This is a genomic window from Anoxybacillus dikiliensis (genome assembly GCF_050613275.1).
Classification (GTDB): domain Bacteria; phylum Bacillota; class Bacilli; order Bacillales; family Anoxybacillaceae; genus Anoxybacillus.
The window spans coordinates 2,681,756-2,696,788 of the sequence record NZ_CP187112.1; the positions used below are offsets into that span (position 1 = coordinate 2,681,756).

Below are 15,033 nucleotides of genomic sequence, written 5' to 3' on the forward strand. Positions count from 1 at the left end.
CATCCCCCATTAATGAACTTCAATCATGATTGCGTCCCCTTGACCGCCACCGCTGCAAATCGCTGCGATGCCAGTGCCGCCACCACGGCGTTTTAATTCGTGAATTAACGTAATAATAATGCGCGCCCCACTCGCTCCGATCGGATGCCCGAGCGCGATCGCACCACCGTTGACGTTCACTTTTTCTTCCGGTAAATCGGCAATTTTCATACTTGCTAAAGCGACCGCCGCAAACGCTTCGTTAATTTCAAATAAATCAATGTCATGTACGGTTTTTCCTGTTTTACGCAACAATTCATTGATGACGATGCCTGGCGTTTTTGGGAAATCTTTTGCCTCGACCGCAATGGCCGTATGAGCAACAATCGTCGCAAGCGGAGTAAGCCCTTCTTTTTGCGCACGCTCTTCGCTCATTAATACGAGCGCGGCTGCCCCATCATTTACGCCCGGCGCATTTCCTGCTGTAATCGTGCCTGTTGGATCAAACACGGGCGCAAGTTTTGCTAATTTTTCAAGCGATGTATCTTTTCGTGGTGATTCATCAATCGCTACCGTAATCGGTTCTCCTTTTCGTTGCGGAATGGCAACAGGGACGATTTCTTCTGCTAGCTTTCCGCTTTCGATCGCCGCAATCGCTAATTGATGGCTACGATACGCCCAACGGTCTTGCTCTTCGCGCGTAATACCTAATTCTTTCGCTGTTTCACTTCCGTAAATGCCCATATGCACACCTGTGAAGCTGCATGTGAGTCCGTCATACACCATTAAATCTTTTACTGTTGAATCGCCCATGCGCAACCCCCAACGCGCTTTCGGCAACATATACGGCGCATTGCTCATCGATTCCATTCCACCAGCCACGATGATGTCCGCATCACCTGCGCGAATCATTTGATCGCCAAGCGTGACACTGCGCATACCAGAGGCACATACTTTATTGATCGTTTCTGTTTTCGTCTCCCATGGAATACCTGCTTCTCTGGCCGCTTGCCGCGATGGAAGCTGCCCTTGTCCACCTTGCAATACGGTACCAAATACGACTTCATCGACATGTTCTGCATTCACATTTGCGCGCACTAACGCTTCTTTGATCGCAATGCCTCCAAGTTGTGCTGCGCTCAATGCACTTAAACTTCCTCCGAATTTCCCAAATGGCGTGCGTACCCCGCTAACAATGACCGTTTTTCCCATGTTTCTCCCCCTTTTCGTCATAAGAAAGCCCTTTCAAAAATATTGAGCGAACGCTCGTTCAACAATGGACGGGCAAAGAAGGCGCACGAAAATCGTACACCTTCCTGTTGCTTTCATTATACTGAAAATATCTTAAAAATAAAACTATTTATTTTTTTTAGAATTTTTAATGAACAGGACCAAATACAGCTTTTTCTAACAGCTCCGCCACATCATACGTACTGACTTTCTCTTCTACTTCTTTTGCTTTCGTTCCATCCGAAAGCATCGTTAAACAGTACGGACAGCCAGAGCTGATAACTGTCGGATTCACTTCAAGCGCTTGTTCTGTGCGCGCCACGTTAATGCGCGTGCCCGTCGTTTCTTCCATCCACATTAATCCACCGCCTGCACCACAACACATGCCTGTCTCGCGATGGCGTGCCATTTCAACAAGTTTCACGCCCGGAATCGCCTTCAAAATTTGACGTGGTGCATCGTATACGTCGTTATATCTGCCTAAATAACATGAATCGTGAAACGTCACGACTTCGTTCACTTCATATTTCGGAACGAGGCGCCCTTCCTCCACAAGCTTTGCTAGCAACTCTGTATGATGATATACTTCCGCTTCAAAACCGAAATCTGGATATTCATTTTTAAATGTGTTATACGCATGAGGGTCAATCGTCACAATTTTTTTCACACCTGCTTTTTCAAACTCCTCAATATTGGCCGTTGCTAGTTCTTGGAATAAAAATTCATTTCCTAAACGGCGTGGCGTATCGCCGGAGTTTTTCTCCTTGTTGCCTAAAATCGCAAATTTCACACCCGCTTCATTTAATAAACGCGCAAAAGCTAACGCAATTTTTTGGCTTCGATTATCAAACGAACCCATCGAACCAACCCAAAATAAATATTCGAATTCTTCCCCTGCTTTTTGCATTTCTTTTACTGTCGGAATGCGCACATCTTCACGCAATTCGCGCCAGTTTTCTTTTTCTTTTCGGTTTAGTCCCCACGGATTTCCTTGGCGTTCAATATTCGTCATCGCCCGTTGCGCATCTGGATTTAATTTCCCTTCTGTTAGTACAAGATAGCGACGCAAATCAATAATTTTATCGACATGTTCATTCATGACTGGACATTGGTCTTCACAGTTGCGGCACGTCGTACATGCCCAAATTTCTTCTTCTGTAATGACGTCGCCAATTAAGTTTGGCAGTTCGATCGTTGCCGCTTGTTCTTGCATTCCTTGCGCCATGAAGGCAAGCTGGTTTCCTTTTGTATTCGCAAACGCAAACGTCGGCACCCAAGGCGCTTTCGATGTAATGGCTGCCCCTTTTTCTGTTAAATGGTCGCGCAATTTTAAGATGAGATCCATCGGCGATAACATTTTCCCTGTCCCTGTTGCTGGACACATGTTTGTACAGCGTCCACACTCCACACAGGCATATAAATCGATGAGTTGTGTTTGCTTAAAGTCTTCGATTTTACCAACACCAAACGATTCTTGTGTTTCGTCTTCAAAGTTGATTTTCTCAAGTTTTGGCCGCGTTAATCGGCTGAAAAAGACGTTGATCGGCCCGGCAATTAAATGCGCATGTTTCGATTGTGGCACGTACACTAAAAACGTTAATAAAATAAGCAAGTGCACCCACCAAGCGACAAAAAACAATACAGCAGCTCCTGTTTCTCCTACCCAACTAAACGCAAGCGCAATCGCAGAAGCGACAGGTTCGCTCCATGACGTCCCTTCATTATGCCAAATGCGGCCCATACCGTTACCGAACAACACGGAAAGCATAAGTCCACCGATAAAAATAAGGACAAGCCCAGCCTTAAAATCGCGTTTTAAACGAACAAGCTTTTCGATGTAACGGCGATAAAACGCCCATAAAACAGCCACTAAAATAAGTAATGTCACAATTTCTTGGAAAAACGTAAACGCTGGATAAAGCGGTCCGAGCGGCAAGTGCGCCCCTGGGATAAGCCCTTTAATGATGAAATCAATGGCACCAAACTGTACGAGAATAAAGCCGTAAAAAAACATGACGTGAATAATGCCGCTTTTTTTGTCTTTTAACAGCTTTTTTTGCCCAAAGACGTTCACCCATATGTTTTGCAGACGCTCTTTTACTTTCCCATCAAACTCCACTTTTTTCCCTAGTTTAATATAGGCGATGCGCGTTTTGACGAGATACACGAATAAATGAACGGCGTACGCTGTCACAAGTAAAAAAGCGATCCAGTTCAACCAAAGCACAATACCCTTCCTCCTTTGTTGTAAAAATAAAATAAATTTTCTGAACAAACTTACTTTCATTATATAATGAATGAGCATTCAGTCAATATTTTTTCTTATTTTTTATTTTCTTTTTGGGGAAACTACAACAATGAAAGGAGTGAGGGCATGCGCTGGCTCATGATTGTCATCATTTTATTGTTTCTTCTTTTGCTTGATTACAATTTGGGCAACAAAGTTTCAAAAGCTGCGGCACGAAAAAAAATCGGCGTTGAGCGACAAAGCGATATAACGCTATTTACGACGGGGGAAACGCTGTTCGATGATTACTTTGCAGAGTTAGAACGAGCAAAACATCATATTCACATTTTATTTTATATCGTGCGCGATGATGAAATGGGACAACGTTTTTTTTCTTTGCTAGAACGAAAAGTAAATGAAGGGGTAGAAGTGCGTGTGCTCGTCGATTGGGTCGGAAGTTTCGGGTTACCGGCTTCCCTTCGACAAAAAAGCGGGCAATTCGCCTTTGCAAACCGTCCGACATTGCCGTTTTTTTTCTACAAGTTAAACGAACGAAACCATCGGAAAATAACAGTCATTGATGGGAAAATCGGCTATTTAGGTGGATTTAATATCGGAAAAGAATATATCGGTCAAGATCCGAAGTTCGGCAACTGGCGCGACTATCATTTAAAAATAACGGGGGAAGGGGTGGCTGATTTACAACGGCAGTTCGCAGATGATTGGAAAGAAGCGACGGGACAATCGTTTGGAGATGATGAGCGATATTTTCCACCTCTCCGAAAAGGAGCGGTGAAACATCGTTTTCTTCCGACAGATGGAAAATATTTGGAAGGAGAATTTATTCAGCTCATTAAACAAGCGAAACGAAAAATAATTATTGGCACACCGTACTTTATTCCGAGCAAAAACATCATGACCGCCCTCCTTGAAGCGATGAAGCGCGGCGTCCAACTGACTATTGTCGCACCGACACAAGCCGATCATCCACTCGTCAAAGAAGCCGCATACCCTTATTTTCGTCAGCTTCTTCGTGCCGGAGCTCATATTTACCAATTTAACAACGGGTTTTACCACGCCAAAGTGATCGTCATTGATGATGATATTTGCGATATCGGCACAGCGAATTTCGATCGCCGAAGTTTGTTTATTAACTATGAAATCAATTGTTATATATATGACAAATCGTTTATTCAACATGTAAAACAAACGATTGAACGAGACATTAGCACATCAACGTTGCTGACGGAGGAATATTTTCTAAAGCAACGATGGTTTCATCGCCTAAAAGAAATCACAGCAACAATGATGGCGCCGTTATTGTAAAAAGCCCTCTCCAAGCGGAGAAGGGCTTTTCGTTACATTTTTTCCGGCGCATGTACGCCGACAAGCGCCAACGCATTTTTTAACGTAATTTGCACCGCTTTCATAAGTGCGAGGCGAGCGCGACTTTTTTCAACGTTCGCTGCATCAAGCACTTTTTCTGCATTGTAAAAACTATGAAGTGCCGAGGCGAGATCAAAAATGTAGTTCGTCATGCGATGCGGCGAACGTTTCACCGCGGCCTCTGCCACAGCGGAAGGGAATTCCCCTAGCTTTTTCAATAAGTCAATTTCTTTTTCTGCTAATTCGTATGTGAAAGATAGTTCACCATTATAAGATAATCCTTGTTCTTCCCCTTGACGAAGCATGCTACATACGCGCGCATGAGCATATTGCGCATAATATACAGGGTTTTCGTTCGATTGCGATACGGCTAAATCCATATCGAAATCTAAATGCGTATCCGATGAGCGCATCGCGAAGAAATAGCGCGTTGCGTCTAATCCGACTTCTTCCATTAAGTCGCGCAACGTCACCGCCTTTCCTGTTCGCTTGCTCATGCGCACTTTTTCGCCGTTTTGATATAAGCTAACGAGCTGGATAATTTCAACTTCCAACACGTCTGGATCATAGCCGAGCGCAGCGATCGCCGCCTTCATGCGCGGAATGTAACCGTGATGGTCCGCTCCCCAAATGTTAATAATTTTCTCAAATCCGCGCTCGAGTTTATCTTGATGGTATGCGATGTCTGGTAATAAATACGTATACGTCCCATCTTGTTTAATAAGCACGCGGTCTTTGTCGTCACCAAATGTCGTCGAGCGGAACCATGTCGCGCCATCTTGTTCATAGATATGACCTTTGTCGCGCAACGTTTCAAGCGCTTTATCGATTTTGCCATTATGATAAAGCGATGTTTCCGAATACCAGACGTCAAATGTGACGCGGAAGTCCGCTAAATCTTTTTTTATTTTATCCATTTCAAACGCTAATCCGTATTCACGGAACTGTTGAAGCCGTTCTTGTTCATCGAGCGCGACAAATTTGTCGCCATGTTCTTCCGCTAGCTTTTTCCCTAATTCAATAATATCTTCGCCGAAGTATCCGTCTTCAGGCATATTTTTCTCGATTCCAAGCGCTTGAAAATAGCGTGCTTCTACCGATTTCGCTAAGTTGGCAATTTGATTGCCCGCATCGTTAATGTAATATTCACGCGTAACATCAAAGCCTGCTTTTTTCAAAATGTTGCATAATGAATCGCCAACCGCTGCTCCACGAGCGTGTCCTAAATGTAAACTACCTGTCGGATTTGCTGAAACAAACTCGACTTGCACTTTTTGACCTTGACCGACATTTGTTTCACCGTATGCGTCTCCTGCTTGCAAAATCGCAGGGACGAGCTCTGTTAAATAACGATTGTCCATGTAAAAATTAATAAATCCTGGTCCAGCAATATCTACTTTTGTAACGAATACCGCTTCACCGTTAAAATGACGAACGATGTCTTCCGCAATCATACGCGGTGCCTTTTTCGCAACGCGCGCTAATTGCATCGCGACATTTGTTGAATAATCGCCGTGCGCTTTATCTTTCGGCGTCTCTAAAATAACGCTTGGAACGTCTGCTTCTGTCGCGACCCCTGAACGAATGACCGCTTCTTTTATTTCTTCTTTTAACTTTTGTTTCATTTGTTCAACAATATTCATCTCTTTGCCTCCTTAAACGAAATCGTCACCGCATGACGGCCGACATGTTTACCAGATAAGTGAAGTATGTAAGAAAAAAACAACTGCCCTTTTTTCGTTTTCTCGTTGTACTGATACAATACTTGTTCCGTCTTCGTCTTCATTTCCCAGCGTGCCATCGGACTTTCGTACGTCCCGATCGTCTCCGACTGTTTGCGAAACGTATGGCGCATCGAAATAGCACCAGAGCGAAGGACGAACACTTCATCATTGGCGATTTTTACGATGTTTTTGATCGTCTCCCTTTCGTACATCTCTTCAAACGTCACATACGTCGCATCTCCTTTTAAGTAGTATAAACCATTTGCCTCGATGACAACAATTTCTTTTCTCGCGCCATCGCGAATTTCTGTGACTTGCTTTAGTTGTATCGGTATTCCGTTCACCTTCCCCACACCTTCGCTGTTGTTGTGACTGTAGATAAGTATAGAAAAAGAGGGGAATACATGCAATAGGCGGCCCCTTTTTAGAGACCGCCTACCATGTTACGCCTGCTTTACGTTTTTTAATACATTCCATGCAAACGTTAGCACCGCGATAGTAACGAGCGTACCACCGAGCGCAGTTAGTGGAATGAATGCTTCGTATCCCGAGACGACAAACGCTAAACCGATCATCATCGCCGGCAATCCAATGTTATGAAGCCAAAAATGCGCTTTCGCTGTTTTTGTTTCCGCAATATGAGGGAATAAATGATATAAAATACCAGCAAGCGTTAACGCTGTCCAACCGAGCAAATTAATATGAACGTGGACAGGCGTAAATGTAAACACGTGTGTCATTGACATATAAAGCCCTAAACAGACGCCAATTGCGAAATACACAACAGAAATTTTAATTAATCGAATGGCCATTTTTTCACCTCCTTTCAAATATTTACACTATGTAAATGTTACTTTCAATGTATGACGTTGGAAATACTTTTATGAAAAAAAATCCCCGTCTCATAGACAGGGATTTTCATTTATTTCACCCAACCGAGAAGCATTTCGCGCACGAGTTTGCTTGCCGTGTTGGCTGTTTGCTCAGAATGGTCATATACAGGCGCAACTTCCACTAAATCTGCCCCAACAACACGAACGTCGGAACGGGCAATCGCGTGAATCGCAGCTAATAGTTCTTTTGACGTAATGCCGCCAGCATCGACAGTTCCCGTCCCTGGTGCATGCGCTGGATCTAATACGTCAATGTCGATCGTAACATATACCGGACGACCAGCAAGCGTTGGAAGCACTTCTTTTAACGGTTCAAGCACGTCAAACTTCGCAATATACATCCCGTTTTGCTTCGCCCACTCAAATTCTTCTTTCATTCCTGAACGAATGCCGAAAGAATATACGTTTTTCGGTCCAATGAGCTCAGCAATTTTACGAATTGGCGTCGAATGCGACAACGGTTCGCCTTCATAATGCTCGCGCAAATCGGTATGCGCATCCATATGAATAATTGCTAAATCGGGGTACTTTTTATATACAGCTTTCATCACCGGCCAAGATACTAAATGCTCGCCGCCAAGACCGAGCGGAAATTTCCCAGCTTCTAATACGCGATCAACAAACTGTTCAATCATATCTAAACTGCGTTGCGCGTTACCAAACGGTAAAGGAATGTCACCCGCATCAAAATATTTCACTTCATCGAGCTCACGGTCTAAATATGGGCTGTATTCCTCAAGCCCGATCGACACTTCGCGAATGCGCGCTGGGCCGAAACGCGAGCCCGGGCGGTAGCTAACTGTCCAGTCCATCGGCATCCCATAAATAACCGCTTGGCTTTCTTCAAAATTCGGATGGCTTTTAATAAATACGTTGCCAGAATACGCTTCATCAAATCGCATCGTTTTCTCCCCTTACTTCACTAAGTCTTCAACGAATTTCGGCAATACGAAGCACGCTTTATGAAGCTGTTTTGTATAGTATTTCGTTTCAATGTCGTGGAAGCGCTCTTCGCTTACTTCAAGCGGATCATATTTTTTTGAGCCCATAGTAAACGTCCACATGCCGCTCGGATATGTTGGAATGTTTGCGATATATAAACGTGTAATTGGGAAAATTTCACGCACATCACGTTGAACAGTGCGAATTAAATCTGCTTTAAACCACGGATTGTCCGTTTGTGCGACAAAAATGCCGTCTTCTTTTAACGCTTTCGCAATGCCTGCATAAAACCCTTTCGTAAATAAGTTAACCGCTGGACCGACTGGCTCTGTCGAGTCAACCATAATGACGTCGTATTCGTTTTCGCTTTGTGCAATGTGCATAAAGCCGTCGTCCACTTTCACCTCAACACGTGGATCGTCTAATTTTCCAGCGATTTCTGGCAAATATTTTTTCGAATACTCAATGACTTTTCCGTCAATTTCAACAAGCGTCGCTTTTTTCACGCTCGGATGCTTTAACACTTCGCGAATGACGCCGCCGTCTCCACCGCCAACGACAAGAACGTTTTCTGGATTCGGATGGGTAAACAGCGGAACGTGCGCAACCATTTCATGATAGACGAATTCATCTTTTTGCGTTGTCATCACCATTCCGTCTAAAATAAGCATGTTGCCGAATTGTTCTGTTTCAACCATATCGAGCTTTTGAAATTCCGTTTGCTCTGTATGTAAAGTGCGTTTAATTCGTGCTGTAATCCCAAAGCTGTCCGTTTGTTTTTCAGTAAACCAAAGTTCCATATTGAACACCCTTTCGTCAATAATGCACCGCTTATCATGCCCAAAAAATAAAATGCTAAACATGAAAAAGTATAGAGCAATCTAGCAAAATTTCAAGTAAAAATTGCTAGAAAACGTTTAAAAAAATAAAAATGTTTTCATACTAATTTTAAACGTAAAAAATGAGGTGATGGCTATGGAGATGATTGCCATCGAACGATGGAAACGAACGTTTAAATATATGCGGCTATTTCTTTGGCTCGCTTTTATTGGCAGTTTATTATGCACGCTCACGATCGTAGGGCTTATTATATTTGCGAAATGGAAAGGCCCTCCCCCTTTAGCTGTTCCGCAATCAACGATTTTTTATGCAGAAGACGGCACGAAAATTGGCGAAAATCATTACGGTGGAAAAAGATATTGGATTAAATTATCCGACATGTCGCAACATGCCATTGATGCAACGATTGCGGTAGAAGACCGAAAATTTTTTGACCATTACGGGTTCGATTTGAAGCGAATTGCTGGGGCGATCATCGCAGATATTAAAGCAATGGCGAAAGTGCAAGGGGCAAGCACCATTACACAACAATATGCACGCAATTTATTTTTAAGCTACGAAAAGACGTGGTGGCGCAAAATACAAGAAGCGCTATATACGATTCGACTAGAAGCAAACTACGAAAAAAATGACATTCTAGAAGGGTATTTAAATACGATTTACTACGGACATGGTGTGTACGGAATTGAGGCAGCCGCAAATTTTTATTTCGGAAAATCCGCCCGCGAATTGACAGTGGCGGAAGCGGCGATGCTTGCTGGCATTCCAAAAGGACCGAGCTACTATTCTCCGCTTGTCGATATGGAGCGCGCAAAAAAACGCCAGCGCATCGTTTTGCAAGCAATGGTTGAGGCGAATGTTCTATCAAAAAAAGAAGCAAAACAAGCTGCGAATGAGCCCCTTCATTTCTCAAACGGCGAGCGAATGAAAACAAAAACGATTGCCCCATATTTTCAAGATGCGGTGAAACATATGTTAAAAACGGTGCTTGGACTCGATGAAGAAACGATTGAAATGGGCGGATTGCGCGTATATACAACGCTCGATGTCAACATGCAGGCGATCGCAGAGGAAAAAATAAAAGAAATGATTCACTCGCAATCAAACATTCAAGTGGCGCTTGTGGCAATGGAGCCAAAAACAGGCGAAGTAAAGGCGCTCGTCGGAGGGCGCGACTATGAAAAAAGTCCGTTTAATCGCGCGACACAAGCAGAACGTCAACCCGGCTCAACGTTTAAGCCGTTTTTATATTATGTCGCGCTCCAACACGGATTTACACCATCAACGCTATTGCGCAGCGAGCCAACGACGTTTACGCTTGAAGATGGTTCAACGTATACACCGCGCAACTTTAACAACTATTATGCAAACGATACAATTACGCTTGCACAAGCTATTGCTCTTTCTGATAACGTATACGCCGTAAAAACACATCTGTTACTCGGACAAGAAAAGCTCGTTTCCATCGCGAAACAACTCGGCATTACGAGCGACATAAAGCAAGTGCCGTCGCTTGCTCTCGGAACATCGCCCGTGAAAGTGATTGATATGGCGCGCGCCTACAGCACGATCGCCAACGGCGGAAAAAAAGTCGAGCCGATATTTATAAAAAAAGTGACAAACTATGAAGGAAAAGTGCTATACGAACAACAGCGAAGCGATGAACAAATACTCGACCCAGCACTTGCTTTTGTGACGACGCACTTAATGACGGGCATGTTTGACCCAACGTTAAACGACTATGCTTCTGTGACAGGGCAATCGATCATTTCGCGCATGACTCGCCCGTATGCTGGAAAATCAGGGACAACGAAAACAGATAGTTGGATGATCGGTTATACGCCGCAGCTCGTCACAGCCGTTTGGACGGGATATGACCGTGATGAAACGATTGATCGCACAGATGAAAAACAATACGCGAAGCATATTTGGGTCAATTTTATGGAAGATAGTTTGCGCGGAAGAAAAGTTGCGACATTCGAGCCGCCAGAAGGAGTCATTGGGGTTTACGTCGATCCTCATAGCGGTAAGCTCGCTACTGCAGCTTGTCCGACAAAGCGATTAACATATTACATCGTCGGCACAGAACCGACCGACTACTGCAAAGACCACCCAGCTGAAAAGAAAAAGAAGAAAAAACAAAAAGAAAAAGATTCGTGGTTTAAACGGCTGTTCGATTGGTTTTAAACATAAACGCCCAAGCTCATATGCTTGGGCGTTTATGTGTCCTAGTTTTATCATGTGTTACATTTGTACCTTTAGTTTACTCCTTTTCCCACTCAACGACAAGTATAGACCCGTTTTCGTTCACAAAACCGTCACATTTTATCCATGATTTTGAAGTTGTCGTTTTAATTCCTCGCTCGAACGATCCCACATGTCGCGGTTATGCTGTTGTAAAAATGAAGCTAATACTTCTTTTGACCGCTCATCCATATGGTCAACAATAATATGGCGCTTTAACGATTTATCCATGCGATTGACGTGCTCAGGAAGCGATTTATACCCACGGCGCGCTTCGCGATCAACCGTCATTTCGCACGCTGTCACCCCTGCATAATACGCCCCTTCTTCCGCCTGATCGACCGTCACCCATACGAGCCAATACGGCTTTCCGTTTGGTACTTCCTCACGATTTGGCGTAAATTTAATTCCTTTTTCGACGATGCTACGCGCATGCATCGCCCCCATATCAATAAACGCCTCGCCAGCTTCGACATCGATAATGACTGGCGAAACGTTCGCGAGACTGAGTACTCCTGTACCGAACGTTCCATGCACTTTTGGCTCTTTTTTAATAATATTAAACATCGGCTTTTTTTTCTCTTCCACGATCGTTCATCCTTTCATCATAAAATGAGCGTTGAAAATATACTTTGTAGCCATTGAGCAACGGATGGAATGGCGATTTGAAAAATCGGCTGAATTGTATATCGATCTAACGGCGTAAAAATAAGAATTAAAAAGATGAGCGCCCCGTAACTTTCAAATTGTGTCATTTTTGCGCGCACATGCATCGGTGCGAAATCTTCGACGATGCGATATCCATCAAGCGGTGGAAACGGCAATAAGTTAAAAACGAACAATAAAATATTCAGTCCAATATAAATTTCAAAAAACTGATACAATCCGTCACGAAACCATATCGGAATAAAATCAAATATACCGATGCGAATCATCGCATACCATAAAGCGAAACCGATCGCCGCAAGGAACAAATTGCTGAGCGGACCTGCGACAGAAACGAGAATGCCAGCTAAACGTGGGTGACGAAAATAACCGCGATTCACCGGCACCGGCCGCGCCCAACCAAATCCAGCAATAAAAATAAGCAACGTTCCAAGAATATCTAAATGGGCGAGCGGCGACAATGTCAGCCTCCCTTGCTGCTTTGCTGTTGGGTCACCAAATTTATACGCGACGTATGCATGCGCAAACTCATGGACGGAAAATGCAATCGCAAGCGCCAACACGACATACGGTATTTCTCGAATTGGATATGCTAAAAATTGATCCACGTTCCTTCTCCTTTTCAAACTTTTTTCATTATTATACACGAAAAACGGGCCGAAGCACTACTGACAACGGGCGATGCGTGATATAATAACAGTTGTCGAATAAAGGAGAAAGGGGCGATCACGATGCCATATGTAACAGTAAAAATGCTGGAAGGTCGCACAGAAGAACAAAAACGAGCGCTCGTTGAAAAAGTAACAGAAGCTGTTGCGGAAACAACAGGTGCACCAAAAGAAAAAATCGTCGTCTTTATTGAAGAAATGTCAAAAAATCATTACGCCATCGGCGGAAAGCGATTAAGCGACGAAAGCTGACCAGAACAGGTCAGCTTTTTATGTACGCTTGTTCACGTAACTGCTCAATATAACGATACGCTTCTTCTATTTCTTCTTCCGTATATCGTTGTTTACTTTTTAATGTAAATACTTTTTCTTTCACTTCGTCTTTACTTAAATCTTCAAAGTATAGAATCGTAGAAACGAGCTCTAAAAATCTCGCGCTTTGTTCATTTAAACTGCGCAAACAAACATCTAAATCAGGCATGTCCAACTGATAGTGCGTTAAAAATTGCTCGCCTGCTTCCGTCAACGCATAACGATATTGATAATACCCACCTTTTTTCTCTCTCATTTCTTGCACAAAACCGACGTTACATAGCTCTTCCATGCGCAAAGTCAACTCTTCCGAATACGGACCGTAAAAATGAAAATCAAATTTTTCGTAAAAAGGAAAGTTCATTTTTTTCGCAATGTAAATCATTTTTTGCAGCTTTTTTCGACCGACAATTTCCCCTACTGCTGCTAGCACCTTCAACATTTTCGCATGCTCGAAAAGCAACGTCCCCATCTCCTTATTCGTATAAAAGTTGTTTTATTTTTTTCTTCACGTTTCGTTTTGTCGATAAGTCATCAAGAAAATCTTGTGGAAAATATAGTTTATGATCGGTGCGACGTTTGCCTGAAATCGCATCAACAATCGTCGATTCTCGCGACAATTCGCGCAACTCCCCGCTTGGCATTAACAAATAAATCGGAAGTCTTTCCTCTTCTTCCCCCGGACGATAAAAGTCGTACGGAAGATCCGATGAGGAGTCAACAACTAAATAATAGTCCGGATCAATGCCCGCTTTTTTAAATAACGTCGTCAATTCCATCAATTTTTTCATTTCTTCATTCGTCGGTTGAAATTCGACGTATTTAAATAAATTGCGATTCATAAAACGGCGGCATAAATCGCTTAAAATTGCATCTCGTTCCTCTTGCCATTGTTGAAAATAATATAACGCCACCGCCTCGTCTAACTTTAAGTAGTCTTCTAGTTGTATGTTTCCATGAAAAAGAGATTGGAAATGAACAGGAGGTGTTTGAAATGTATAGCCTGTCAAATATAAATGTTTCGCACGATGCAAAATTTTCGTCAAAATGACTTCTGCACTGCGCGTGACAGGATGGAAATATACTTGCCAATACATTTGGTATCGGCTCATAATGTAATCTTCTACTGCGTGCATGCCGCTTCGTTTAATGACGACTTGTTCCTCGCGTGGACGCATTACGCGCAAAATACGCTCCATATCAAAATGTCCGTAACTGACGCCTGTATAATATGCATCGCGCAATAAATAGTCCATGCGATCCGCGTCAATTTGACTTGAAATGAGACTAACGACGAGCTTCTTTTCATACGTCTTCGCAATGACTTCCGCGACCTTCTTCGGAAAGTCTAACGATACACGACGAAGCACGGCGTTTACTTCTGTATCGCCTAAAATAATGGCCCGCGTAAATTGTTCATGATCAAGATGAAATACTTTTTCAAACGAATGCGAAAACGGTCCATGTCCTAAATCATGCAAAAGTGCAGCGCATAAACAAAGCAAACGCTCACTTTCATCCCAATCCGGCCGACCAGCGAACACATCGTCAACGATGCGGCGCACGATTTCATATACGCCAAGCGAATGGTTAAAACGACTATGTTCTGCACCGTGAAATGTCAAATACGTCGTACCGAGCTGTTTAATGCGGCGCAGCCGTTGAAATTCTTTTGTGCCAATTAAATCCCAAATGACTTTATCACGCACATGCACGTACCGATGCACCGGATCTTTGAACACTTTCTCTTCGCTTAATTTTTCGTTGGGATACAATCTTTCTCCCTCTCTTCCGTTCATAACATAGCTTTATTATAGAGCGTTCCTTGTAAAAAACAAAGAGTTCCTTCAATAACATGCACCAAAATCAAACAAAAAAGGCATTCCTCTCGCATAGAATGCCCCTTGACAGGTGACAGCCAC

Annotated in this window: 14 protein-coding genes; 3 read left to right on the forward strand and 11 right to left on the reverse strand. The window is 43.3% G+C overall.

Going from position 1 to position 15,033, the window contains the following annotated elements; translation table 11 throughout:
• Window positions 1-9: 9 nt before the first annotated feature.
• Complete coding sequence (locus ACPF7I_RS13980) at window positions 10-1,191, reverse strand: acetyl-CoA C-acetyltransferase (RefSeq protein ID WP_430745627.1); 1,182 nt, start codon at window positions 1,189-1,191, stop codon at window positions 10-12.
• Window positions 1,192-1,357: 166 nt separating this feature from the next.
• The gene (locus ACPF7I_RS13985; protein WP_430746020.1) at window positions 1,358-3,496 is read right to left on the reverse strand and encodes a (Fe-S)-binding protein; all 2,139 of its coding nucleotides are present in this window, start codon (window positions 3,494-3,496) and stop codon (window positions 1,358-1,360) included.
• Between the two features lie 87 nt (window positions 3,497-3,583).
• Between ACPF7I_RS13985 and cls the strand changes: the two genes are divergently transcribed.
• A complete protein-coding gene (cls, locus tag ACPF7I_RS13990; RefSeq protein ID WP_430745625.1) occupies window positions 3,584-4,762 on the forward strand; it encodes a cardiolipin synthase in 1,179 nt (392 codons plus the stop codon).
• A gap of 32 nt (window positions 4,763-4,794) precedes the next feature.
• Here the strand turns inward: cls and argS are convergent, their stop codons facing one another.
• The 5 genes from argS to speE form a co-directional block, all read right to left on the reverse strand.
• Complete coding sequence (gene argS / locus ACPF7I_RS13995; RefSeq protein WP_430745624.1) at window positions 4,795-6,465, reverse strand: arginine--tRNA ligase; 1,671 nt, start codon at window positions 6,463-6,465, stop codon at window positions 4,795-4,797.
• Entirely contained in the window at window positions 6,462-6,899 is a 438-nt protein-coding gene (locus ACPF7I_RS14000) for a DUF1934 domain-containing protein (RefSeq protein ID WP_430745623.1), read from the reverse strand. Before ACPF7I_RS14000 ends, argS begins: the two co-directional genes overlap by 4 nt.
• A gap of 90 nt (window positions 6,900-6,989) precedes the next feature.
• The gene (locus ACPF7I_RS14005; RefSeq protein ID WP_430745621.1) at window positions 6,990-7,358 is read right to left on the reverse strand and encodes a cytochrome-c oxidase; all 369 of its coding nucleotides are present in this window, start codon (window positions 7,356-7,358) and stop codon (window positions 6,990-6,992) included.
• Between the two features lie 110 nt (window positions 7,359-7,468).
• Complete coding sequence (speB, locus tag ACPF7I_RS14010) at window positions 7,469-8,341, reverse strand: agmatinase (protein WP_339172028.1); 873 nt, start codon at window positions 8,339-8,341, stop codon at window positions 7,469-7,471.
• 12 nt (window positions 8,342-8,353) lie between these two features.
• Window positions 8,354-9,181: a polyamine aminopropyltransferase gene (speE, locus tag ACPF7I_RS14015; RefSeq protein ID WP_430745620.1), complete on the reverse strand. Its 828-nt coding sequence runs from the start codon at window positions 9,179-9,181 to the stop codon at window positions 8,354-8,356.
• Window positions 9,182-9,356: 175 nt separating this feature from the next.
• On the opposite strand from speE, the gene ACPF7I_RS14020 reads away from it, so the two are divergent.
• Window positions 9,357-11,408, forward strand: coding sequence for a transglycosylase domain-containing protein (locus tag ACPF7I_RS14020; protein ID WP_430745618.1), 2,052 nt, complete (start codon window positions 9,357-9,359; stop codon window positions 11,406-11,408).
• A gap of 138 nt (window positions 11,409-11,546) precedes the next feature.
• Here the strand turns inward: ACPF7I_RS14020 and ACPF7I_RS14025 are convergent, their stop codons facing one another.
• Window positions 11,547-12,053: a YwhD family protein gene (locus ACPF7I_RS14025; protein WP_430745617.1), complete on the reverse strand. Its 507-nt coding sequence runs from the start codon at window positions 12,051-12,053 to the stop codon at window positions 11,547-11,549.
• Window positions 12,054-12,070: 17 nt separating this feature from the next.
• Window positions 12,071-12,739: a site-2 protease family protein gene (locus ACPF7I_RS14030; protein ID WP_430745615.1), complete on the reverse strand. Its 669-nt coding sequence runs from the start codon at window positions 12,737-12,739 to the stop codon at window positions 12,071-12,073.
• A 123-nt stretch (window positions 12,740-12,862) separates the two neighbouring features.
• On the opposite strand from ACPF7I_RS14030, the gene ACPF7I_RS14035 reads away from it, so the two are divergent.
• A complete protein-coding gene (locus ACPF7I_RS14035) occupies window positions 12,863-13,051 on the forward strand; it encodes a 2-hydroxymuconate tautomerase (protein ID WP_003397075.1) in 189 nt (62 codons plus the stop codon).
• A gap of 10 nt (window positions 13,052-13,061) precedes the next feature.
• On the opposite strand, the gene ACPF7I_RS14040 is transcribed toward ACPF7I_RS14035, so the two are convergent.
• Complete coding sequence (locus tag ACPF7I_RS14040; protein ID WP_430745614.1) at window positions 13,062-13,574, reverse strand: YwgA family protein; 513 nt, start codon at window positions 13,572-13,574, stop codon at window positions 13,062-13,064.
• A 13-nt stretch (window positions 13,575-13,587) separates the two neighbouring features.
• On the reverse strand, window positions 13,588-14,910 hold the full coding sequence (locus tag ACPF7I_RS14045) for an HD domain-containing protein (protein WP_430745612.1): 1,323 nt from the start codon (window positions 14,908-14,910) through the stop codon (window positions 13,588-13,590).
• Window positions 14,911-15,033: the final 123 nt, after the last annotated feature.

Coding starts and splice junctions, on each gene's coding strand:
- ACPF7I_RS14035 (WP_003397075.1), top strand. CDS start 12,863: ATGCCATATGTAACAGTAAAAATGCTGGAAGGTCGCACAGAAGAACAA.
- ACPF7I_RS13985 (WP_430746020.1), bottom strand. CDS start 3,496: ATGAAAGTAAGTTTGTTCAGAAAATTTATTTTATTTTTACAACAAAGG.
- cls (WP_430745625.1), top strand. CDS start 3,584: ATGCGCTGGCTCATGATTGTCATCATTTTATTGTTTCTTCTTTTGCTT.
- ACPF7I_RS14020 (WP_430745618.1), top strand. CDS start 9,357: ATGGAGATGATTGCCATCGAACGATGGAAACGAACGTTTAAATATATG.
- speB (WP_339172028.1), bottom strand. CDS start 8,341: ATGCGATTTGATGAAGCGTATTCTGGCAACGTATTTATTAAAAGCCAT.
- ACPF7I_RS14005 (WP_430745621.1), bottom strand. CDS start 7,358: ATGGCCATTCGATTAATTAAAATTTCTGTTGTGTATTTCGCAATTGGC.
- speE (WP_430745620.1), bottom strand. CDS start 9,181: ATGGAACTTTGGTTTACTGAAAAACAAACGGACAGCTTTGGGATTACA.
- ACPF7I_RS14045 (WP_430745612.1), bottom strand. CDS start 14,910: ATGAACGGAAGAGAGGGAGAAAGATTGTATCCCAACGAAAAATTAAGC.
- ACPF7I_RS13980 (WP_430745627.1), bottom strand. CDS start 1,191: ATGGGAAAAACGGTCATTGTTAGCGGGGTACGCACGCCATTTGGGAAA.
- argS (WP_430745624.1), bottom strand. CDS start 6,465: ATGAATATTGTTGAACAAATGAAACAAAAGTTAAAAGAAGAAATAAAA.